Below are 22,284 nucleotides of genomic sequence, written 5' to 3'. Positions count from 1 at the left end.
CATGTGTTAAGCCTGCCGCTAGCGTTCATCCTGAGCCAGGATCAAACTCTTCATCGTATATTTTTTATATTATATTGCGATGCTTTATCTATCGGTTCTATTCGAATCTCTCGATTCATTTACTCTTATTCTTTTGTTTTAACATCTCTGTTAAAACGGCTGTCAATTCAATATGTCTACGAACGTGTTTCTCTTTATTGTTTCGCTTGTTTCTCAAAGCGGGTGCAAAAGTAGAAAACTTATTTCTAAATGGCAAGAGATTTTTGAAGTTTTTTTTAAGAAAATTTCTTTCCTTTTTTCCTTCTACCCCTACCAGTCTTTCAATGAGCTTCCCGTGTTTTGCGGGGTGCAAACTTAAAATTTTCTTTCTTTACTCGCAAGCTTTTTCGAATCTTTTTTTGAAAATTTCTTTTCGTTTTAATTCGTTTGCTTGTCAGTATTTCAGTGAACGTCTATCGCTGTTGCGGGTGCAAAAGTAGTCACTTTATTGAGTTCTGCAAGCTTTTTATCGAACTATTTTGAATCTTTTTTACAAGTTGCTGATATAACAGCTTTTACAGTCTAAAGTTTTTTACTTTCTTTTATTGTTTTGACCATTTGTGGCGATTTTGGCCGTTTTACCACGAAGGCACTAATACGTGAAGGTTCTTTTTCTGCTGTTTTACCGGTTTTTTGCTAATCTCGCAAAAACACTAAGCCATAAGTTTTGCTTTTGAAGCGTTTTATTTCTCTTTTATTACAGCAAACCTCTTTTAAAAGCCGCTCCCCTAGCCCTGATAGCAGTAAAAATCCTTTTGTGCCGGTGTTCGGCACAAAAGATTGGAACGAATAGCAGGAATAGCTCCTAAAACTTAAAACTAAATTCCAACACTTAAAGACTTTGACTTTAGACAAACAAACATAGTTGCCATTATATATACAAACTGTCGGGTTCCCGATACGAAACCTTACCTTATATATAAGAAACAACAAAAACCAACATATCCCCTCCCCCAAACCTATCTCCAGAATCAATAAACACACTCTTATATATAATAGTAAAAAATACACTTGAGGATAATTATAAATATTACTCTTATATATTAGTATAAACATGTATATATGTATTGTATGTATTTTTGTAATGCGTTATATTTGCATTCACAAAATTATAAACAATGATTAAGATTACTTTACCCGACGGGTCAATTAGAGAGTTTGCTTCAGGCATAACTCCGATGGAGGTTGCGAAAAGCATTAGTGAAGGATTTGCAAGAAACGTGATTTCGGCATCTTTTAATGGTACAACAATTGAAACCGAAACTCCATTGACGACCGACGGTAGTCTTACTTTATATACCTGGAATGATGCTGAAGGAAAAAAAGCTTTCTGGCATTCAACCTCACACGTAATGGCACAAGCCCTTGAAGAATTGTACCCTGGAATTAAACTAACTCTAGGACCTGCAATTGCGAACGGCTTCTATTATGATGTTGACTTTGAAGACCAAAAGATTTCTGACGCTGATTTTAAAAAGATCGAAGATCGTGTTCTTGAGATTTCAAGAGGAAAACACGAATTTAAAATGCGTCCTGTTAGTAAAGCCGATGCTTTAGAGATGTACAAAGACAACGTTTACAAAACGGAATTGATCTCAAATCTTGAAGACGGAACAATTACATTTTGCGATCACGCTACTTTTACTGATTTATGCCGTGGTGGACATATTCCGAATACTGGAATCATCAAAGCAATGAAAGTGATGAGTGTTGCCGGTGCTTACTGGAGAGGTGACGAGAAAAACAAACAGCTGACACGTGTTTACGGAACTTCTTTCCCTAAACAAAAAGACCTGACTGAATATCTTGAACTTTTAGAAGAAGCAAAACGTCGTGATCACCGTAAATTAGGAAAAGAACTTGAACTGTTTGCTTTCTCTCAGAAAGTAGGACAAGGCTTGCCATTATGGCTACCAAAAGGCGCTGCACTTAGAGATCGTTTAGAACAATTTTTAAAGAGAGCTCAAAAGAAAGCCGGTTACGAGCAAGTTGTTACTCCACATATTGGGCAAAAAGAACTTTATGTTACTTCTGGTCACTATGCAAAATATGGTGCCGATAGTTTTCAACCGATACATACTCCTGCCGAAGGCGAAGAGTTTTTATTAAAGCCTATGAACTGTCCTCACCACTGTGAGATCTACAATGTAAGACCTTGGTCATACAAAGATTTACCTAAGCGTTATGCTGAATTTGGTACAGTATATAGATATGAGCAATCTGGTGAATTACACGGATTAACTCGCGTGAGAGGATTCACTCAGGACGACGCACACATTTTCTGTACTCCGGAACAATTGGATGAAGAATTCAAAAAAGTAATCGACTTAGTACTTTATGTCTTTGGATCATTAGGCTTTGAAAACTTTACTGCTCAAATTTCTTTAAGAGATAAAGAGAACAGAGATAAATATATTGGTACTGATGAAAACTGGGAGAAAGCTGAAAATGCCATTATCAATGCCGCCGCTGACAAAGGATTAAATACTGTTGTAGAATATGGCGAGGCTGCTTTTTACGGTCCGAAGCTTGACTTTATGGTAAAAGATGCTTTAGGAAGACAATGGCAATTAGGGACCATTCAGGTAGATTATAATCTACCTGAACGTTTTGAATTAACCTACAAAGGTGCGGATAATGAATTACACCGTCCGGTTATGATTCACAGAGCTCCTTTTGGATCAATGGAACGTTTTATTGCAATTTTACTAGAGCACACTGCAGGAAATTTCCCACTTTGGCTAATGCCTGAGCAAGCTATAATCTTGTCTTTGAGCGAGAAATACGAAATATATGCTAAAAAAGTTTTAGATTTGCTAGAAAATCACGAAATTCGCGCCCTAATTGACAACCGAAACGAAACTATCGGCAAGAAAATTAGAGATGCTGAGATGCAGAAAACTCCATTTATGCTTATTGTTGGTGAGGAAGAGGAGAAAAATGGAACTGTTTCTATCCGTCGTCACGGGCAAGAAGGAAAAGGCAATATTACAGTTACAATTGATGAATTTGTCGCTATTGTAAACGAAGAAATAAAAAAGACATTAAAAGTTTTTACAGTTTAACTTAAATTATAAAGTCATAGCAATAAGAAGCAACAGAGGTTACCAACCTCGAGTAGAAAAAAAAGATGCCCACAGAATAAACAATAACATTCGTGGTGTACAAGAAGTAAGATTAGTAGGCGAAAACATCGAACCAGGTGTATTTAAGCTTGCTGAAGCTTTACGATTAGCGGATCAATTTGAACTGGATTTAGTTGAGATTTCGCCAAATGCTGAGCCACCGGTTTGTAAAATCATGGATTACAAGAAATTCGTTTACGAACAAAAGAAACGTGATAAGGTGTTAAAAGCTAAGTCTACGCAAGTTGTCGTAAAAGAAATTCGATTTGGCCCTCAAACGGATGAGCATGATTACGAATTTAAAAGAAAAAATGCAGAGAAGTTCCTTAAAGAAGGTGCTAAGCTAAAAGCATTCGTATTCTTTAAAGGACGTTCTATCATCTATAAAGATCAGGGTCAGATTTTGTTATTACGTTTGGCAACGGATCTGGAAGAGCATGGTAAAGTTGAAGCGATGCCTGTTTTGGAAGGAAAGAGAATGATTATGTTCATTGCTCCGAAGAAGAAAAAATAATTATTTGCTTTAAGCAATAAGCAATAAGCTTTAAGCAAATAGTTTATTTAAACTCCTGCTTAAAGCTTAAAGCCTAAAGCCTAGAGCTTTTGAAGATATAAGTAAGTAAGAATAAATTAAAACACTAGGAAAAATGCCTAAAATGAAAACAAAATCTAGCGCCAAGAAACGTTTTAAAGTTACTGGTTCTGGAAAGATTAAAAGAAAGCATGCTTTTAAAAGTCACATCTTGACTAAAAAATCTAAAAAACGTAAATTGGCTTTGACACACTCAGCGCTAGTTCACTCAACAGATATGAAAAGCATCAAACAACAATTAAGAATTATCTAATAATTCTTTAGGTTAAAAAATTATTTATATAACCTTGGAGTACGGCTTTTAAGTTCCTTTGATTCAATTCAGGACGCCTGCTACAAAAACACATTAAAATTATGCCAAGATCGGTAAATTCAGTTGCTAAAAGAGCAAGAAGAAAAAAAATAATGAAGCAAGCCAAAGGTTTCTTTGGTAGACGTAAAAACGTTTGGACAGTTGCTAAGAATGCGGTAGAGAAAGCGATGAGCTACGCTTACCGTGACAGAAAACAGAATAAAAGAAATTTCCGTGCTTTATGGATTCAACGTATCAACGCTGGAGCTAGATTAGAAGGAATGTCTTATTCTCAATTCATGGGGAAAGTAAAAGCTAACGGAATCGAATTGAACCGTAAAGTTCTTGCAGATTTAGCGATGAACCACCCTGAAGCTTTCAAAGCAATACTTAATAAAGTAAAATAAACGTTTTATAAACTCAATTTAGATTACTTACTTATCATAGAAAAACCATTCGCAATGCGAATGGTTTTTTGCTTTAAACGGGTTTACCAAATTCTAATTTTTAAAACTACATTTGTATAAAACCTATAAAAATGTATACCGCTCTTTTTTCACATATAGAAAAGTTTGTATCCCTCGAAGCTTCTGAAATTGATCTTTTAGAATCAGCCCTAAGTTTAACAACTATTAAAAAGAAAGACCACGTACTCCGAGAAGGACAGGCTTGCAACACTTTGTATTTTATCGTAAAAGGATGTATGCGCCAATATATCATTAATTCCAAAGGAACAGAACAAACGTTGCAATTTGGAATTGAAAGCTGGTGGATTACAGATTATCTAAGCTACCACAACCACGTTCCTTCTCACTTTTATATCCAGGCTGTAGAGAATTCTGAGGTCATCGCATTAGAAAAATCTGTACTGGAATCGATATTCATTCAAATTCCGAAATTGGAGCGCTACTTTCGTATTGTCTCACAGAAGTCTTTTGGAGCAGCACAAATGCGCATTAAATTTCTGTTCACGATGTCGGCAGAAGAAAGATATCACCACTTTAATAATCTGAATCCTGAGTTCGTTCAGCGCGTTCCGCAATACATGCTTGCCTCCTACCTTGATTTCTCAGCTGAATTTATGAGTAAAATCAGAGCAGGGAAAGTTTAATTGTAAGAAGCTAAGGTTCTCAGATACTAAGCTACTAAGCTTCTTTTGGTTTTTAGAGTATCAAAAAAAATCCTGTCCTTTTATAAACATCGTTAGCGAACTCAGAACCTTAGTATTTCAGAATCTCAGCAACTCAATATTTTTCTTGAAGTAGTTCAAGTTTTTCAAAGCAGATATCCATGATCTTTGTATCAAACTTTTAAAAACACTTCAAATGAAACCAAGAATCCCTATCCCAACAGCAGCTCCTCAAGCATATCAAGCATTACTTAGCTTAGAAAAATACATTTCGACTACTTCACTCACGCCTGTACACAAAGAGTTGATTAAAATTCGTGCTTCCCAAATAAACGGATGTGCCCATTGTATTAACATGCATACCGTTGATGCACGCAAACACGGTATTTCTGAACAGCGTATCTACCTGTTAAGCGCCTGGCGTGATACTGATATTTATACGGAGGAGGAAAAAGCCATTTTAGCCCTAACGGAAGAAGTTACATTAATTAGCCATCACGTTTCGGATGCCACTTATCAAAATGCCGCAAGTTTATTCGATGATCAATATCTTGCCGAAATTATTCTGGCAATCATTACGATTAACTCCTGGAACAGAATCGCTATAACTACGGGATTGAGAGTTTCCTAATCAATTCCCGAAGAAATTAACCCACTAATACAGACAAAGCTTTATTTTATCAAAGCCTTGTCTGTTTTTTCTTAAAATAACCTTCCAAAATAAAAAATAAAAATTAAATAAAAACAGGTATTTATACGCTTTTTTAAGAACTATAATTCTTTACTTTTGGCTCATGATACCTTACAGAATGCGGACTTTCCTTTATATTATCTTTACTTTTTTATTTCTTTTTTCCTGCCAGAAAAAGACTTCAAATATCCCAAAATTACAAAATACAAAAGGTGAAGTTAACCAAACGCTGGTTACTGCAAATCGTTTTTATAATCAAAAAGAATTTGACAGCGCATTTTTTTACTACAATAAACTGAAATTCCTCTGTAACCCTGTAACAGATTCAGAAAACTACATTAACTCACTGAACCGCATGGCAGAGATCCAGCAAGATCATGCTGATTATGTCGGCAGTGAGAATACGATCAAAGAAGCATTGCCCCATCTAAAACATGCAAAGAAACAGTCACAAATATGGAGTACTTATGTTATTTTAAGCATCAACTACTTAAATACCTACGATTATAAAAATGCCATACTTTATAATCAAAAGGCTCTACGGCTAAAGACAGAAGAGTGGAGAAAGCTAACTGCCAAAAACAACATCGCAGTGATCTTAATGGAAGAAAAAAAGTATTACGAGGCACTCCAGATTTTTCTGTTTTTGATAACAAAGAAAGAAGTTGTAGATAATAATCAATTCCAGGGAAAAGCATTAGACAATATTGGGTATTGTTATCTTAAAACACATAACTTAGATGAAGCTTTATACTATTTCAAAAAAAGTCTCGAAATAAGACAAAAACAAAATCTCTCTTTTGACTTAGGAAAAAGCTACCAGCATTTTGCCGAATTTTACGAAGAAAGTAATTCTGCATTAGCCAAAAAATATATGCTTTTAAGCTATGAGAGATTTAGGAGCATCAATAATATCGACGAACGTCTATCTTCTTTAAAACTAATCATCAAAAATAGCTCAGACCAAGAATTAAAAAAATACTCTATCATTTATGTAAACTTAATTGACAGTATTTTCGAAGTCAGACAAAAAGCCAAAAATCAATATGCTAAAATCAAATACGACTCCAGAAAAGAAAAGAACGAAAATTTAAGACTCAAAACGCATAAGCTAGAAAACGAAATACAACTTGAAAGACAACGAAACAGAAATATCATCTCTTATATTATTATTGCTTTCTGTTTAAGTTTAGTTACAGTTCTATATTTCTATTTGAGTTCAAAAGGGACTAAAGAAAAAATAGAAGCTACTTATAACAGCGAAACCCGAATTGCAAAAAAACTTCATGACGAGCTTGCCAACGATATCTACCATACGATGGCATTTGCAGAAAATAAAAACCTTGCACTGGCTGAAAACAGGAATCATTTATTGAATAATCTGGACGCAATTTATGCCCGAACAAGAGATATATCAAAAGAAAACACCGCTATCACTACCGACAAAAATTTTGCTTCAGTATTAAATGAAATGATTATAGGATTTAACACTACGAACATCAACCTTGCAATAAATAATTTAGATTCAATTAATTGGCAAGATATTGAAAAGAATACCAAAGTAACAATCTACAGAGTTTTACAAGAATTACTTGTAAACATGAAAAAACACAGTAATGCTACATTGGTAGAAATCAATTTTAAAACCTTAGACAAAAACATCATTATTAATTATACTGATAACGGAAAAGGTATCGATGTAAATAACATGATATTTAAAAATGGACTTCATAATGTAGAAAGCAAAGTTCTGGCAATAAAAGGAGAAATAGATATTGATTCTGCTCCAGAAAAAGGATTTAGAGTTTTTATTAAATTTCCTTTTTAAAAGATGAGAAAGATTTTAAATTTTTTAAAAAATAAAATTGCTTTAAAATATTTATTCGCAATTTTAATCCTAATAATACTTGCAAGTACACTTTATCTCTTAAAATCAAACTCAAATCAAACTCAATTAAGAAGCAAAGATAATTCGTCCAAAATAAAAAGAATTCTCGAGAAAGCAGATATTCTGATGGATACTTATAAATACGACAGTTGTTATTATTATTACAACAAAGCCCAATCCCTTTGCAACCCTGAAACAGATTACGTAGATTATGTCTACGCTTTAACCTGTATGGCTAATGTAGAGCAATACCAAGGTGATTATATTGCTAGTGAAACGTCACTACTAAAGACCCTGCCTTATTTAAAGAAAATTAAGAAACCAAGGTTCGCAGCGAATGTTTATGAACAGTTTGCTGCTAATTACTATTATACTTTCGATTGCAACAACGCCCTCCTGTATTATACAAAAGCCTTGCATCTTAAAACCAGTTATTATAGAAAAATAAGTGTTCTGAACAATATAAGTACAGTTTATATCCGACAAAAAAAAATCAATCTTGCAATAAGCATATTAATTCCTTTATCAAAACTTACAACAATCTGCAAAACTGATAAAGTTCTAAATGATATTGAACATGCCCGAATACTAAGTCATATAGGATCCTGCTATCACGCTCAGGGAAAACTCGAAGCTCTATATTATTACAAAAAAAGCTTGGCCATGCAATTAAAACTAAAGGAATATGATGGAATTTCGTATAGCTATCTACATCTTGCTGAATATTTTCAGACCCGTGACCTATCTCTAGCTACTACATATGCAAAAAAAGCATACTTTTATTCAGACAAAATAAATGACCCTGTTATCAAACTTCAGAGCTTAAAAACATTAAGCAAAACCACCAGCGGAAATGATTTAAAAAATTATTCAACACAATTTATTCAACTTGCTGATAGTATTACCAAAGCCAGTCATAAATCAAAAAAACAGTTCGCTCGGATTAAATATTATTTTAAAAAATACAATACTGAAAATCTACAACTTAAGGCCTACAAAGCAGAAAGTGAATTAGAAATAGAGAGACAAAAAATTTACAATATTATTTTACCCATTATTATTGTACTCATTCTAATTTTTGTGGCATTCCTTTACTTTCATTTAAAATCAAAAGGAAGAAAAGAAAAAAACAAGGCAATATTCGAAAGCGAATTACGAATATCAGAAAAATTAAGATGCGAACTCACCAATTATGTTTATCATAGCTTGACGTTTGCTGAAACTGCCGATTTGCAGAAACGCGAGAACAAAGAAAAACTGTTAAATAATTTACATACGATTTACACAAAAACACGAAACATTTCAAAAGAAAATGGCTTCGTACCCACAAATGAAAGCTTTTCTACCGCTTTAAAAGAAATGATTGCAGGGTTTAAAACAGCCGATTTAAATATTATTCTGAATGGTTTCGATCAGATTTCCTGGAATGAACTTGAAAAAAGTAAAAAGATTATACTTTACAGAATCCTTCAGGAGCTATTTGCTAACATGAAAAAGCACAGCCAGCCGACCTTAGTAAGTCTGACATTTAAAAATTTTGAAAAAAAGATAGTTGTACTCTACAGTGACAACGGGGTTGAAGCCTACAACAGATCAATAATTTTAAAAAAGGATTTAGTCAATATTGAAAACCGTATTGTAAATATCAAAGGAGAAATTGATATTCTTTCGATAACAGAAAGAGGTATTAAAGTAGAAATAAAATTACCATTGCGATAATGAAAACCAATTATTTCACAAAAAATAAAATATTCTTAGCATTCATTTTTGCTTTGTTGGTTTTGGCATCGGTCGCTGTGGCATTTTCGTATCAATTTCAAAAAACTGAAACCAACGAAATACGAATCGCAAATAAAAAAAAATCTGCCGAAATCAAAAAAAATATCGATCAGGGTGACAAACTATTCGACAAAGGAGCCTACGCCGATTCCTATTTTTATTACAAAAAAGCCATTCAGTTATGCAAACCTATAGATAATTATGCAGATGAGTATGTTTACTCCTATTTATCCATCGCTAATCTACAACAAAATATGAGCAATTATATTGCTTGTGAAGAATCGATTGCAATGGTTTTGCCTCATCTAAAAAAAACAAGCAAGCCAAAATTTACGTACAACACTTATACGCTCTTAGCATACAATTACTATTTTACTTACGATAATCATAATGCATTAATCTACCATAAAAAAGCATTAAAATTAGCTACCTCTTCATACAAAAGGGCAGTAATTCTATGTGATATATCCAACATTTATCTCAATCAAAAAAAATACAAAAAAGTTATTGATATACTGGAACCTTTAGCAGCACGAAAAATCAGACATGAAAGCGATTCAGCAAAAACAGATAATGCGTACGCCATTCTATTAGAAAATCTTGGATACTGTTACTATAAAGTCGGGGATCCACGAGCCATTGACTGTCTTCAAAAAAGCGCGGCTATAAAACTGAAGTTGAACGAAGACTATGAATTGGTTAATTCATACAATAATCTTGCTTTGTATTATTCTAAAACAAATCCCGCACTGTCAAAACTATATACTGAAAAGGAGTATCACACAGCCTGTAAAATAAATTCGGCGACATTTAAGGCAAACTCATTATCATCATTAATTACAAAAACGGAAGGGCCTGAATTAAAAAAATATTCACTGGCCTATATCAAGATAATAGACAGTATAACTATTGCCAGAAGAAAAGCCAAAAATCAATTTTCGACAATTAAATACAGTTCAAATCAGAATAAAGAAGAGAACCTGCAACTTAAAGGCCAAAAAGCAGAAAACGAATTACAGTTAGAGAGACAAAGAAAACGAAATATTGTTTCATACATTATTATATTTTCCACTACTATGATAAGTTTATTAGTCTTTGTTCATCTAATTTCTAAAAGCAGAAAAGAAAAGAACGATGCTATTCTTCAAAGTGAAATTCGAATATCAAAAAAACTTCATGATGAATTGGAACAAGATGTCTATCAAACGTTAAAATTCTCAGCACATGCTGATCTAAATCAAGAAGAAAACAAAGACCAGTTATTAAATAACCTCAATAAGATTTATTCAAAAGCACGAAATATTTCTAAAGAAAACAGCTCAATTACGACTGACGAAAATTATAGTAGCGCTTTAAAAGAAATGATTTCGGGATTTAAAACAGTCGATCTTAATATTATTCTGAATGGTTACGATCAAATTCCCTGGAATGAAATTGAAAAAAGTAAAAAGATTATACTATACAGAATCCTTCAGGAACTATTTGGGAACATGAAAAAACACAGTCAGGCAACCTTAGTTAACTTAAATTTTAAAAATATTGAAAAAAAAATAGTTGTCGTTTACAATGATAACGGGGTTGGAGCCTACAATAGATCAATAATTTTAAAAAATGGACTACAAAATGTGGAAAGCCGTATTAAAACCATAAATGGAAATATTATTTTTGACTCCAATTCTAAGACAGGTTTTAAATTAAGTTTCAATTTCCCCATATAAACAAAAAAATATGTTCACAAAAGTTTTAGTTGCCGAAGATTTAGACGGTATAAGCATCGCCGTAATTCAAGCACTTGAAGAACTAGAAGTTCCGATAATTGATCACGTCAAATATTGTGACGACGGATTAATTAAAATTAAAAAGGCAATTAAAGATAATGAGCCGTACGATTTGTTAATCACTGATTTATCTTTTAAACAGGATCATCGTAAAATTAATTTAAACGGTGGTGAAGAGCTAATTGAAGCGGCAAATGAAGTACAGCCCAAGTTAAAAAAAATAGTATTCTCTATTGAAGACAAATCTTATCGTATAAAATCACTCTTTTTTGATTTAGGTATTAATGCCTACGTCTCTAAAGGACGAAATAGTATTGCCGAATTAAGAAAAGCAATTGAAGGAACCTTTAGAAATGAAGAGAGAATACTTTCTTCAGATCTGTCTTTTAGTTTTAACGAAAAAGTACTGTTTGAAATTGAATCTTACGACATTTCAATTTTAAAACTTCTCGCACAAGGTTACATATTAGATAATATATCAAACGAATTTAAAGCGTCGTCTATTACTCCAAACGGAACCAGCAGTATTGAAAAACGCATTAATAAATTAAAAATTTACTTTAAGGCAAACAACAATGTGCATCTAATTGCCATTGCTAAAGACTTTGGCTTAATCTAATTTTTAACCTATTTTACGGTTTCCCGTAAGGAAATGGATTTTAATAAATCTACTTTTGTGTGGAATCTATTAGTCAACTAATGAAAATCAAACACAAAAATAGTTTTAAAAGAAATTTTCTACAGGTTTTTGTTTCGAAGATTAATACAACCAAAAACAAGATCATAATGAAAACAATGTTACTTTGTCTTTTTCTGTCTTTAAGTTTTGCTTTCGTTTCTGAAAAAACAGGATGGTTAGAAGTAGACTGGAAAATTATTTTTATACCAGCACTACTTGTTTTGCAAATTATAATAATTGGTACCGCTTTAAAAAACAGGTATAAAAAGCATTAAACATAAATTTACTGATACTGAAAACTTCAATGAGAATCTGTCAAAGAAAGATTCTCATTGAAATTAAAAATACTATTTACTTACACAATAGTCAAATTTCGAAATGCTTATATTTGAATTTTTAAATACAGCATGAAACATATATTTAGCTTTACTTTCCTCTTTTTTTCAGTTCTCACCTACTCACAAACTAAAATTCTATCCTGGAATATCGAGAACTTAGGAAAATCAAAATCCGAATCCGAATTAAATTTCATAGCAAGTACTGTTCTTGCTTATGATATTATTGCAATTCAGGAAGTCGTTGCAGGATACGGTGGTTCACAGGCTGTTGCAAAACTTGTTGCGCTTTTAAATAATAAAGGAACTAAATGGGATTATACCATAAGCAATCCAACTAGCGGTAACAGTTATAAAACAGAACGTTATGCTTTTATATGGAAAACCAGTAAAGTAAAACTGAAAGGAAATGCCTGGCTGGAAAAAAAATACCATTTAGAAATTGATCGCGAACCTTATCTGGGAACTTTTGAAATCAATAAAAAAACGGTTACATTGGTTAATTTTCATGCTATTACTAAAAAAAAACAACCCGAAACTGAAATCAAATACTTTAAATTGCTGCCAGACGAATATCCTAATTTAAATTTGGTATTTATTGGTGATTTCAATTGCCCACAATCTCACTCTGTATTTACTCCGCTAAAAAAAATGGGATATAATTCTATTTTACAAAATCAAAAAACTACCCTAAAACAAGAATGCAAAGAAACAGTTTGTCTGGCATCAGAATTTGACAATATTTTTTATCACAAAAATTCGCTAACCTATCTTAATTCCGGTATAGTTTCATTCTACAAAAAATTCAATTCGCTTCAGGAAGCGCGAAAAATATCTGACCATATTCCAATTTGGATCGAATTTTCACTGAATTAAACTATGTTTTCAGCTTTTTCTTTTTTGCTGCGGGAAACAAAACATTATTTAGAATTAAACGATACCCGGGAGAATTAGGATGTAAATCTAAAACAGTAGGAGGATCTCCCACCTGATGTTGGAAGTCTTCAGGATCATGACCTCCGAAAAAAGTAAACATTCCTTTTCCTTTTTCTCCATGAATGTATCTTGATTCTCCATTCAGCTCGCAAGTTCCCATTATTAAAACATTAGATTTTATCAAATCGGTATCAAATGAGGTGGTTTGTCCCATAAACCCTTTCACCAACTGTGTATGATTCTGGCATAACATACTAGGTATTGGATCCCATTTTGCAGAAAACTCCATTAAAGAAAAATAATCTTTCTCCATAGGAATCTTACGTTTTGAAGTCATGTCAATATCTGAGAATTCATAAACCTCTGGTCTACGTTCTAAGGTAAAATCTTTAAATGCAAATGAATTTCCGTAATTCAATTTTGATTGATAATTAGATTCGCTGGCATCACCATCAAACATAGCTTCACAAATATCTACTCCATCTGCCGAAAGCGCAATATCAAAACTATCCGTGGCAGAGCACATTGCAAACATGAACCCACCTCCAATTACAAAATCTCTAATTTTTTTTGCAACAGCGCCTTTTTCCTGAGAAACTTTAGGGTATCCTAATTTTGCAGCCAAAGCCTCGGCATCTTTTTTCTGCTCAATGTACCAGGGCGTATTTTTGTAAGCAGAGTAAAACTTACCATATTGCCCGGTAAAATCTTCGTGGTGCAAATGCAGCCAATCATAAAGAAGCAGCTGATCACTTAAAACCTCTTCATCATAAATTGGTGTAAAGGGAATTTCGGCATATGTTAAAACTAATGTTACAGCATCATCCCAAGGCTGTTTCCCTTTGGGTGTATAAACTGCAATTTTAGGCGCTTTTTCTAAAATAACAGATTCCATATTTTGGGAAGGACTTGAAATATCATTTAATATGGAAGCCTCTTCAGCATCCGAAAGAATTTCAAAACTCACACCTCTAATCTTACATTCTTTACGAATTTCATCGGCATCCGGAAGCAAAAATGAGCCACCACGATAATTTAAGAGCCAACTTGCTTTATAATCTCTACTTAAACACCAGTAGGTAATTCCGTATGCTTTCAGATGGTTCTGTTGTGTAGTCTCGTCCATTGGAAGCAAAATAAACGAGGCCTTTGCTGTGAACGAAAGTAGCAATATGAAAATATAAACTAAGCACTTCTTCATTAGAATTTTATTTTAGTAAAGATATAAAGGAACCTTTGAAAAACACAACAGATGTTTTGGTTTTATAAGGCTAAAAATGTTAAAAAAAAACTTGAAAATTATTATACCCAATTGCTAAAATCACGTAGAAACACCTATTTCACAAAAGCACATTATCCTTACATTTGCTCTCCCCGGTCATCAAAATAATCAATGAAAAAGACAAAGGCATGAAGCTTAATGATGGTAATAAAGAACCAAAGGGATTGAATATGATACAAAAAATAGGAATCGTTGTACTTGTGTTAATTATAGTTTTGTACTACGCACTTTCAATACATTACTTAACAAGCTAATAGACTTAGATTGTTAAAACAGCAATTTCATTCTGAATTGCATAGACTACCAAACCGGCAATATTCTTAGATTCAGTTTTAAGTAGTAAGTTGTTACGGTGTCCTTCTACGGTTCTGGGACTCAAATACAGATGGTCTGCAATTTCTGAAGTTGTTTTTTGCTGACAGATCAGTTGAAGAATCTCTATTTCACGCTGCGAAAGAAAGCCCGTTTCCAGGTTTCCTTTTGGAGTCTTGCTGGAGATGATTGTTTCCTGAATAGTTTGAAGCACGCTTTCATTATAATAAAAGCCTTTTTTGGCAACCTGATTGATGGTATGAATTAAATCTTTTGGAGTAGTATTTTTTATTAAATAAGCCACTGCTCCCACCTGAATCATATTGGCAATAAATGATTTTGTGTCATAACTGGTAAGCGCAATAATTTTAATTTCAGGAAATGATTTTCGGATAATTTTTGTAGCCTCGACACCATTTAAAATTGGCATCTTCAAATCCATGATAATAATTTCTGGTTTAATCACGCAATTATCTAAATTAGACAGAAGTTCTTCTCCGTTAGATGCTTCAAAGATAATATCGATATTATCTTCTCTTTGCAATAAAAAAGCAATTCCTTTACGGAATAAAACTTCGTCATCGACTAAAGCAATTTTAATAGCGGCACTCATTTGATTTTTGTTTTTGGTCGTTTGGTAAGCCGAAATTACAAAATATGAAGCGAAAAAAAGTACTACAACCGCATTATATTAAGTAAAAACCCAATTTATTACCATATTTTAACCTAAAAAGTAAAAACGACGCTAATTCCATTGCCCGTTTCAGAATGAATTTCGATTGTTCCTTTCAAAAAAGAAATACGGCTATCAATGTTTTTCATCCCCAATCCTTTCTGATTTTCAGAATTCTCGGTATCAAAACCAATTCCGTTATCTTTATAATAACAAGTCTGAATTTCATCTTCCATCTTAAAATCAATCCAAATTTCAGTTGCTTTTCCGTGACGTAAAGAATTGTTCATTAGTTCCTGCAAAATTCGGAAAACATGCAAATGACGATCAATATCTTTAGGTTCAAATTCAATTTCATTGTAATAATGCACTTCTACCTTCTTGCTGCTTTCAAACTCATCACAGAGTTCACGGACACCGGCATTCAGACCAAATTTTTCAAAAACAGGGGGCAATAAATTATGTGCAATTTTTCGGGAGTTCTCAAGTGCTCTTGCGGTAAGACTTATAATGGTTCCCGTAATCTCACTGATCTCCGCTTCGGTTAAGTTTGGCGACGAGAGTATATGTGAATTTAATGATACAATATTCAGCTTAGAACTGATATCATCATGCAAATCCTGTGCAATTCTTTTTCGTTCTTCTTCCTGAGTTACAATAACGGCATGTACTTGTTCTTTACGGTATTGAATTTCCAGATCTCTTTTTTCTACTTCTTTCTGGATAATTTTCTTTCTGGAAAAATAAAAAAACGCTATTAAAAAAAAAGCCACAATCATAAAAAAACATGATGTGTACAGGATTATGGCAACTATCTCTTTTTCGTAAACCGGGCTTGCACTCATATCTCGTTATTTATTTTCTTTTTTTGGGTTAAAACTTACTTTCCATTCATATAAAATAAAAAGATAATATACCATTACAAAAAAAGCATTTAGTCTCCATGTAAAATATTTCAAATCATCACTTAATCCGAGGGTAAGATTACCAACTAAAAAAAGAACTGTACTTACCAGTAAGTAAAAAGACAATCCAATTGTAAAGTAATAATACTGCCTGTCATCCGTTAGCATATTATAAAAATGCAATAAAGCATAAACAACGCTTAATAAAGAAGTTGCTGTAATTGCAAACAAGTTAAATTTAAAAAATTGATCTGTATTAATTAAACACTGAATAGCCAGAACTAATAACATAAACGTCAAGCTCCAGTCTACAAATGCTTTTTGTCTTTTAATTCCTAAAATTGATTTATAAAACAGGCCTAATAAAACCATTTGTCCGATAAAATAAGTATTTACGAGGAACAAATTAATAATCTGAAAGCGATACAGCAGCTCCATCGTGAATTGAATAACAAACAAAAACACAACATAGGCTGTAAAAAAAACATTAGCTTTTTCCTTTAGGAAAAAGCTATATGTATATAAAATCAGGTTGACTAACAGTACAAAATAACCTGAAAATATTAGAAAATTATCCATTTATTATTGGTTCATTGGACTATCCGGATCAGTGTATGGCGGACATGGACGAGATGCATCGTAAAGAACATCTTCTCCATCACCAGCAGTTCTTGCACCTGCAAGAGATTGCTGTTGTTTGAAAACATCTACATAAATACCTGTTTTTGGGTTCAGTTTTGTACCAACAAGCATTAAATTTTGCTCTCCTGCATTATTAATACCCACATAAGCACGTACTGCATCAATATCCTGATCCAATACCAGTTTTATACTCTCTAATGGAATTAAATAAGCATCAACTTTCTTTTTATTATCTTCTTTCGCATTTCGAAATTTTCGGGCCCATTCCTGACCTACAGCTAAACTGACTTCAACTGATCCTAAGTTTTTTTCTTCTGACATAATTTAAATTTGTTTTTGGGTTAAAATTTAATTTAGAATTGCTTTGTGCAATTGTTTGGCTAAACTACAGAATTTTCTAGGAAAAGTATTAATATTTATACATAAAAAAAGCCTCAAAATGAGGCTAAATTGTTTTATTAAAACGGAACATCACTGTCGTCGTCGTCGTCGTTTAAGTTACTACCAAAAGCTTCATTGGCAGAAGGCAGGTTTTTAGTTATAAAAGGATTATCCTCATGATTCATTTTAGACGGTAAATCATCATAGCTTCCTGAAAAATCATCAAGGTTATCAAACTTACCAAGATGTCCGATAAATTTCAATCGAATATTTTCGATACCACCATTACGGTGTTTAGCAATCATTATCTCAGCCTGACCTGTAGTTGGCGATGCTTCATCATCGTCCCATTCTTCAATTTTATAGTATTCCGGTCGGTATAAAAACGATACAATATCGGCATCCTGCTCAATCGCTCCAGATTCACGAAGATCTGAAAGAAGTGGACGCTTACTTGATCCACGCGTCTCAACAGCACGTGATAACTGCGAAAGTGCAATTACAGGTACATTTAACTCTTTTGCCAGAGCCTTTAAGTTTCGGGAAATTGTAGAGATTTCCTGCTCACGATTTCCTCCTCCTTTATTATTTCCTCCGGCAGTCATCAATTGCAAATAGTCGATGATTATAATTTTGATACCATGCTGTGAAACCAAACGGCGGCATTTTGCCCTTAAGTCAAAAATAGAAAGTGACGGTGTATCATCAATAAACAAAGGAGCTTTTTCTAGGTTTTTCACCTTGGTACTCAACATTTCCCATTCGTGAGGCTCTAATTTACCTGTACGTAGTTTCTCTGATGACAATCCTGTTTCGGAAGAAATAAGCCTCGTAATCAGCTGAACAGAGGCCATCTCCAGCGAGAACAAAGCCACTCCGTGCCCGTACTGAATTGCGATATTTCTCGCCATCGAAAGTACAAATGCTGTTTTTCCCATCGCAGGTCTCGCTGCAATAATAATTAAATCGCTGGGCTGCCATCCAGAAGTCAGTTTGTCCAGATTAGTAAAACCGGTCTCAACACCACTTAAACCTTCTTGTTTCGCAATTTCTTCGATCTTCTTTTTAGCCTGAAGTACTAAACTCTGAGCAGTTTCAGAACTACGTTTGATGTTTCCCTGTGTTACTTCATACAATTTTGATTCGGCCTGATCCAGCAAATCAAATACATCTGCAGTTTCATCATAAGACGCTTCGATAATTTCAGATGAAATTCGAATCAAACTTCTTTGAATGAATTTTTGAAGAATAATACGAGAGTGAAATTCGATATGCGCCGAAGAGGCAATTTTTTGAGTCAGCTGAATTAAATAAAAATCTCCTCCGGCCAATTCTAATTTTCCATTCTTCTTCAATTGAGTCGAAACAGTCAACAAGTCAATTGGCTGTGTTTCGGTAAAAAGCTGAACGATCGCTTCAAAAATAAATTTATGTGAATCTTTATAAAAAGCATCAGCTTGCAAAATATCAATTACATCATCAACCCCTTTTTTATCAATCATCATTGCCCCAAGAACAGCCTCCTCTAAATCAAGAACTTGCGGTGGAAGTTTTCCTTTTTCTAAACTAATAATTGTGGTTTTATCTACCTTTACAGGATTTACATTTTTGAAATTTTCCATATAGCGAAAGTAACAAAATTTAAAAAAAAATTGCTATTGAGTTATAACTATTAATTGTTTATAAATATGTTTTTTTTGTTCATAACCAAAAAAAAATCCGAAACTGTAAGGCTTCGGATTTTAATTAATTTATAAGAATTTACTCTTTATACTCCCCCATCTTACTGTATTTGTCCATTCTTTGGGCAATCAGATCATGTGTTGATAAGTCTTTCAATTCATTATATCCTTTAGTGATGTACTCCGCCACTGTTTTAAAAGTAGTTTCGCGGTCGTAGTGTGCTCCACCTAGTGGTTCAGGGATCACATCATCTACTAATTTTTGTTTTTTCATATCAGATGAAGTCAATTTTAAAGCATCCGCAGCACGTTCTTTGTACTCCCAGCTTTTCCATAAAATTGAAGAACAAGATTCCGGAGAAATTACAGAATACCAAGTATTCTCCAACATGTATACTTTATCTCCAACACCAATTCCTAATGCTCCTCCCGAAGCTCCTTCACCAACAATGATGGTGATAATAGGAACTTGTAAACGAACCATTTCAAAAATGTTTCTGGCGATCGCTTCTCCCTGACCTCTTTCTTCAGCTTCAAGTCCTGGGTATGCACCCGGAGTATCTACTAAAGTTAAAACAGGAATTCCAAACTTCTCAGCCATTTTCATCAAACGTAAAGCTTTACGGTATCCTTCAGGGTTTGCCATACCAAAATTACGATACTGACGTGTTTTTGTATTAAAACCTTTTTGCTGACCAACAATCATAAACGACTGACCATTTATTTTTCCTAATCCGCCAACCATCGCTTTATCATCTTTAAAGTTTCTGTCTCCATGAAGCTCTAAAAATGTATCTCCGCAAATTGCTTTGATATAATCTAAAGTATAAGGTCTATTTGGATGTCTTGACAGCTGAACTCGTTGCCAGGCTGTAAGATTTTTGTATATTTCTTTCTTTGTTTGTTCTAATTTCTTGTTGATTTCCTTGCAGGTAGGTGTTACATCAACATCAGATTCTTTTCCAATTATAACACACTTTTCTAACTGTTCTTCAAGTTCTTTTATTGGAAGCTCAAAATCTAAATATTCCATGGATTTTTGAATTTTGTTTGTAAATCGAACCGCAAATATAAAAATATTATATCATTGGTTGAATTAAATCGTATTTAAAATATAAAAATGTAATTTAAAAATAAGGAAATTATTACACTTCTTTCTTATTTTTATAATGTTTAAAAACGCCATTTAAGATAACTGTAATTACGATTATCAGGGCGCCAATATAAAATTCCGTGCTCATTTTTTCTTTTCCGCCAAGAATGAAATAGGCCAGTACAATTCCGTAAACCGGCTCTAAATTAGTCGTTAACATCACCGTATAGGGAGTTAACTTCTGCATAACTTTCACCGAAGCTGTAAAGGCATAAGCGGTACAAACCGAAGCCAAAAGAAGTAATAAACCCCAGTTGTTTAGCGACATGGTAAAAAAGTCAGCATTGAATTTTCCCTGTACTAAAAAATAAATTGAAATAAAGAAAACTCCCGCAGCAAACTCATAAAAGGTAATTACCGAAGGATCATGTTCTGTTATTAATTTTCCGTTCATTAAAGTAAATAAAACACCCAGAATAATAGCTGCCAACGCATAATACATACCATTCAGATACTTCACCTCTACCTTCATTATTAACGCTAAACCTGCTATAATAATCAATCCGAAGAATACCTCGTAGAATAAAATCTTTCTTCCGTAAAAAAGCGGTTCTAACAACGAAGCAAAAAAAGCACCTAAGGAAAATATCGAGAGCGTAATCGAAACATTGGAAACATGAATGGCTCTAAAAAAGAAAATCCAATGAAGAGCAATCAACAGTCCCACAAAAATTAGCTTCGCAAAAGAGCTGGCCGAAATTATAAAAGATTGTTTCTTGTACACAATAAAAGCGGCTAGAAAAACTCCTGCAAGAAGCATCCTGAACCAAACCAAATTTTCGGCATCAATGGTTATTAAAGCGCCCAGAATGGCTGTAAAACCCCAAATAAAAACAATTAAATGAAGATTTAAATAACTTTTTAAATTATCGTTTCGCATTACGTAGTAGGTAAACTGCCAAAATTCCGAAAACAATATTCGGAAACCAAACAGCTAATAAAGGTGAAAAGGTAGATTTTTCGGCAAGTGTTCCAAATATTTTATCAAAAAATACAAATGAGAAGGCTATTGCAATTCCGATAGCCAAATTGGTTCCCATACCACCACGACGTTTCATTGACGAAACTGCCACAGCAATAATTGTGAGGATAAAAGCAGAAACGGGTACACTGTATTTTTTATAAAGTACGACTAAATAGGTATTAATATTCCCAGAACCTCTTTTACGTTCTTTCTCAATAAAATCAATTAGTTTGCCCAATGGAAGGGTCTCTGCAATATAAACTACCGGAGTTAAATCGGCCAACTCAAATTTGAAAGCCACCCTTTTTTCCGGATTTTTTTCGATCTGATCATTTAATTCTCCCAGCGTTCTTTTTGTATAATCGTACAAATTGTAGGTCTTTGTTTTAGGATCCCATTTAATACGGCTTGCAGTAATTTTATACGTTAACTTTTCACCTTCAAAATGCTCTAACGTAAAATTAAAAGCTGTTTTAGATTCTTCATTAAAGCTATTGACAAAAATAAAATCGTTGTCGTTAATCTGTCTGTATACGTTTGTATTATTACCAAGCATTTCTACTTTTCCATTACCTTTTAGATAAGTATATCTAAAGTTATTGAACCCTTCGCTGGCTGCAGGAACAATAAAAAACCCCATTAAAAGCACAAAAACCGAAACGATTGAAGCACCAATAATATAAGGTCTTAAAAAACGTGAAAACGAAATTCCGGAACTTAAAACCGCAATAATCTCTGTATTATTTGCCAGTTTTGAAGTAAACCATATTACCGACAAAAACAAAAATATCGGAAACAAAGAGTTCGCAAAATAAACCGTAAAATTGTAATAATAGATTGCAATCGCGCTAAACGGAATTTTATTTTCCAACATCTTATTCACCTTTTCAGAGACGTCAATTACAATTCCAATCGGAATAAATAATAAGATCATCACCGAAAATGTGGCTAAATATCTTTTTAAAATATACTTATCTATTATCGTTAACATAGTAAAGTTTAATCGATTATTTGTTTAACCGTTTAA

21 protein-coding genes are annotated in these 22,284 nt (G+C 33.3%); 12 read left to right on the top strand and 9 right to left on the bottom strand.

Going from position 1 to position 22,284, the window contains the following annotated elements; all coding sequences use genetic code 11:
* Positions 1 to 1,157 precede the first annotated feature (1,157 nt).
* The 12 genes from thrS to FLA105534_RS18735 all read left to right on the top strand — a co-directional run bounded on the left by thrS (position 1,158) and on the right by FLA105534_RS18735 (position 13,203).
* Complete coding sequence (thrS, locus tag FLA105534_RS18790) at positions 1,158 to 3,104, top strand: threonine--tRNA ligase (protein WP_173967620.1); 1,947 nt, start codon at positions 1,158 to 1,160, stop codon at positions 3,102 to 3,104.
* A gap of 22 nt (positions 3,105 to 3,126) precedes the next feature.
* Positions 3,127 to 3,678, top strand: coding sequence for a translation initiation factor IF-3 (infC, locus tag FLA105534_RS18785; protein ID WP_072974136.1), 552 nt, complete (start codon positions 3,127 to 3,129; stop codon positions 3,676 to 3,678).
* 133 nt (positions 3,679 to 3,811) lie between these two features.
* Positions 3,812 to 4,009, top strand: coding sequence for a 50S ribosomal protein L35 (rpmI, locus tag FLA105534_RS18780; RefSeq protein WP_007810722.1), 198 nt, complete (start codon positions 3,812 to 3,814; stop codon positions 4,007 to 4,009).
* Between the two features lie 101 nt (positions 4,010 to 4,110).
* A complete protein-coding gene (gene rplT, locus FLA105534_RS18775) occupies positions 4,111 to 4,455 on the top strand; it encodes a 50S ribosomal protein L20 (protein ID WP_017498429.1) in 345 nt (114 codons plus the stop codon).
* Positions 4,456 to 4,586: 131 nt separating this feature from the next.
* The gene (locus tag FLA105534_RS18770; protein WP_173967619.1) at positions 4,587 to 5,159 is read left to right on the top strand and encodes a Crp/Fnr family transcriptional regulator; all 573 of its coding nucleotides are present in this window, start codon (positions 4,587 to 4,589) and stop codon (positions 5,157 to 5,159) included.
* Between the two features lie 214 nt (positions 5,160 to 5,373).
* The gene (locus tag FLA105534_RS18765; protein ID WP_173967618.1) at positions 5,374 to 5,808 is read left to right on the top strand and encodes a carboxymuconolactone decarboxylase family protein; all 435 of its coding nucleotides are present in this window, start codon (positions 5,374 to 5,376) and stop codon (positions 5,806 to 5,808) included.
* Positions 5,809 to 6,223: 415 nt separating this feature from the next.
* Complete coding sequence (locus FLA105534_RS18760) at positions 6,224 to 7,696, top strand: tetratricopeptide repeat protein (RefSeq protein ID WP_246253268.1); 1,473 nt, start codon at positions 6,224 to 6,226, stop codon at positions 7,694 to 7,696.
* A gap of 3 nt (positions 7,697 to 7,699) precedes the next feature.
* Complete coding sequence (locus FLA105534_RS18755; RefSeq protein WP_173967617.1) at positions 7,700 to 9,475, top strand: tetratricopeptide repeat-containing sensor histidine kinase; 1,776 nt, start codon at positions 7,700 to 7,702, stop codon at positions 9,473 to 9,475.
* Entirely contained in the window at positions 9,475 to 11,253 is a 1,779-nt protein-coding gene (locus FLA105534_RS18750; RefSeq protein ID WP_173967616.1) for a tetratricopeptide repeat-containing sensor histidine kinase, read from the top strand. The genes FLA105534_RS18755 and FLA105534_RS18750 overlap by 1 nt, the downstream gene beginning before the upstream one ends.
* Before the next feature lie 10 nt (positions 11,254 to 11,263).
* Positions 11,264 to 11,932, top strand: a complete 669-nt coding sequence (locus FLA105534_RS18745) for a response regulator transcription factor (protein WP_173967615.1) — start codon at positions 11,264 to 11,266, stop codon at positions 11,930 to 11,932.
* A gap of 167 nt (positions 11,933 to 12,099) precedes the next feature.
* Entirely contained in the window at positions 12,100 to 12,267 is a 168-nt protein-coding gene (locus FLA105534_RS18740; protein WP_157495921.1) for a hypothetical protein, read from the top strand.
* Between the two features lie 132 nt (positions 12,268 to 12,399).
* The gene (locus FLA105534_RS18735) at positions 12,400 to 13,203 is read left to right on the top strand and encodes an endonuclease/exonuclease/phosphatase family protein (RefSeq protein ID WP_173967614.1); all 804 of its coding nucleotides are present in this window, start codon (positions 12,400 to 12,402) and stop codon (positions 13,201 to 13,203) included.
* A 1-nt stretch (position 13,204) separates the two neighbouring features.
* On the opposite strand, the gene FLA105534_RS18730 is transcribed toward FLA105534_RS18735, so the two are convergent.
* The 9 genes from FLA105534_RS18730 to FLA105534_RS18690 form a co-directional block, all read right to left on the bottom strand.
* Entirely contained in the window at positions 13,205 to 14,464 is a 1,260-nt protein-coding gene (locus FLA105534_RS18730; protein WP_173967613.1) for an asparagine synthetase B, read from the bottom strand.
* Between the two features lie 340 nt (positions 14,465 to 14,804).
* Positions 14,805 to 15,470: a response regulator transcription factor gene (locus FLA105534_RS18725; RefSeq protein WP_173967612.1), complete on the bottom strand. Its 666-nt coding sequence runs from the start codon at positions 15,468 to 15,470 to the stop codon at positions 14,805 to 14,807.
* Between the two features lie 113 nt (positions 15,471 to 15,583).
* On the bottom strand, positions 15,584 to 16,375 hold the full coding sequence (locus tag FLA105534_RS18720) for a sensor histidine kinase (RefSeq protein WP_173967611.1): 792 nt from the start codon (positions 16,373 to 16,375) through the stop codon (positions 15,584 to 15,586).
* Positions 16,376 to 16,381: 6 nt separating this feature from the next.
* Positions 16,382 to 17,014, bottom strand: a complete 633-nt coding sequence (locus FLA105534_RS18715; protein WP_173967610.1) for a hypothetical protein — start codon at positions 17,012 to 17,014, stop codon at positions 16,382 to 16,384.
* Between the two features lie 3 nt (positions 17,015 to 17,017).
* Entirely contained in the window at positions 17,018 to 17,398 is a 381-nt protein-coding gene (locus FLA105534_RS18710) for a hypothetical protein (protein ID WP_173967609.1), read from the bottom strand.
* Positions 17,399 to 17,535: 137 nt separating this feature from the next.
* Positions 17,536 to 19,080 (bottom strand): replicative DNA helicase, encoded by a 1,545-nt coding sequence (gene dnaB / locus FLA105534_RS18705; protein WP_173967608.1) that lies wholly within the window; start codon positions 19,078 to 19,080, stop codon positions 17,536 to 17,538.
* A 139-nt stretch (positions 19,081 to 19,219) separates the two neighbouring features.
* A complete protein-coding gene (locus FLA105534_RS18700) occupies positions 19,220 to 20,173 on the bottom strand; it encodes an acetyl-CoA carboxylase carboxyltransferase subunit alpha (protein WP_173967607.1) in 954 nt (317 codons plus the stop codon).
* Between the two features lie 112 nt (positions 20,174 to 20,285).
* The gene (locus FLA105534_RS18695) at positions 20,286 to 21,173 is read right to left on the bottom strand and encodes a DMT family transporter (RefSeq protein WP_173967606.1); all 888 of its coding nucleotides are present in this window, start codon (positions 21,171 to 21,173) and stop codon (positions 20,286 to 20,288) included.
* Entirely contained in the window at positions 21,160 to 22,248 is a 1,089-nt protein-coding gene (locus FLA105534_RS18690; protein ID WP_173967605.1) for an LptF/LptG family permease, read from the bottom strand. The genes FLA105534_RS18695 and FLA105534_RS18690 overlap by 14 nt, the downstream gene beginning before the upstream one ends.
* Between the last annotated feature and the right edge of the window lie 36 nt (positions 22,249 to 22,284).

The organism is Flavobacterium collinsii (assembly GCF_902804485.1).
Classification (GTDB): domain Bacteria; phylum Bacteroidota; class Bacteroidia; order Flavobacteriales; family Flavobacteriaceae; genus Flavobacterium; species Flavobacterium collinsii.
The sequence above is the reverse complement of the archived record's forward strand: the minus strand, read 5'-3'. Positions and strand labels throughout refer to the sequence as shown.

What these genes read in the sequence shown, in the direction of transcription:
- thrS (WP_173967620.1), top strand. Translation starts at nt 1,158, where the DNA reads ATGATTAAGATTACTTTACCCGACGGGTCAATTAGAGAGTTTGCTTCA.
- rpmI (WP_007810722.1), top strand. Translation starts at nt 3,812, where the DNA reads ATGCCTAAAATGAAAACAAAATCTAGCGCCAAGAAACGTTTTAAAGTT.
- rplT (WP_017498429.1), top strand. Translation starts at nt 4,111, where the DNA reads ATGCCAAGATCGGTAAATTCAGTTGCTAAAAGAGCAAGAAGAAAAAAA.
- FLA105534_RS18770 (WP_173967619.1), top strand. Translation starts at nt 4,587, where the DNA reads ATGTATACCGCTCTTTTTTCACATATAGAAAAGTTTGTATCCCTCGAA.
- FLA105534_RS18765 (WP_173967618.1), top strand. Translation starts at nt 5,374, where the DNA reads ATGAAACCAAGAATCCCTATCCCAACAGCAGCTCCTCAAGCATATCAA.
- FLA105534_RS18760 (WP_246253268.1), top strand. Translation starts at nt 6,224, where the DNA reads ATGGCAGAGATCCAGCAAGATCATGCTGATTATGTCGGCAGTGAGAAT.
- FLA105534_RS18755 (WP_173967617.1), top strand. Translation starts at nt 7,700, where the DNA reads ATGAGAAAGATTTTAAATTTTTTAAAAAATAAAATTGCTTTAAAATAT.
- FLA105534_RS18750 (WP_173967616.1), top strand. Translation starts at nt 9,475, where the DNA reads ATGAAAACCAATTATTTCACAAAAAATAAAATATTCTTAGCATTCATT.
- FLA105534_RS18745 (WP_173967615.1), top strand. Translation starts at nt 11,264, where the DNA reads ATGTTCACAAAAGTTTTAGTTGCCGAAGATTTAGACGGTATAAGCATC.
- FLA105534_RS18740 (WP_157495921.1), top strand. Translation starts at nt 12,100, where the DNA reads ATGAAAACAATGTTACTTTGTCTTTTTCTGTCTTTAAGTTTTGCTTTC.
- FLA105534_RS18735 (WP_173967614.1), top strand. Translation starts at nt 12,400, where the DNA reads ATGAAACATATATTTAGCTTTACTTTCCTCTTTTTTTCAGTTCTCACC.
- FLA105534_RS18730 (WP_173967613.1), bottom strand. Translation starts at nt 14,464, where the DNA reads ATGAAGAAGTGCTTAGTTTATATTTTCATATTGCTACTTTCGTTCACA.
- FLA105534_RS18725 (WP_173967612.1), bottom strand. Translation starts at nt 15,470, where the DNA reads ATGAGTGCCGCTATTAAAATTGCTTTAGTCGATGACGAAGTTTTATTC.
- FLA105534_RS18720 (WP_173967611.1), bottom strand. Translation starts at nt 16,375, where the DNA reads ATGAGTGCAAGCCCGGTTTACGAAAAAGAGATAGTTGCCATAATCCTG.
- FLA105534_RS18715 (WP_173967610.1), bottom strand. Translation starts at nt 17,014, where the DNA reads ATGGATAATTTTCTAATATTTTCAGGTTATTTTGTACTGTTAGTCAAC.
- FLA105534_RS18710 (WP_173967609.1), bottom strand. Translation starts at nt 17,398, where the DNA reads ATGTCAGAAGAAAAAAACTTAGGATCAGTTGAAGTCAGTTTAGCTGTA.
- dnaB (WP_173967608.1), bottom strand. Translation starts at nt 19,080, where the DNA reads ATGGAAAATTTCAAAAATGTAAATCCTGTAAAGGTAGATAAAACCACA.
- FLA105534_RS18700 (WP_173967607.1), bottom strand. Translation starts at nt 20,173, where the DNA reads ATGGAATATTTAGATTTTGAGCTTCCAATAAAAGAACTTGAAGAACAG.
- FLA105534_RS18695 (WP_173967606.1), bottom strand. Translation starts at nt 21,173, where the DNA reads ATGCGAAACGATAATTTAAAAAGTTATTTAAATCTTCATTTAATTGTT.
- FLA105534_RS18690 (WP_173967605.1), bottom strand. Translation starts at nt 22,248, where the DNA reads ATGTTAACGATAATAGATAAGTATATTTTAAAAAGATATTTAGCCACA.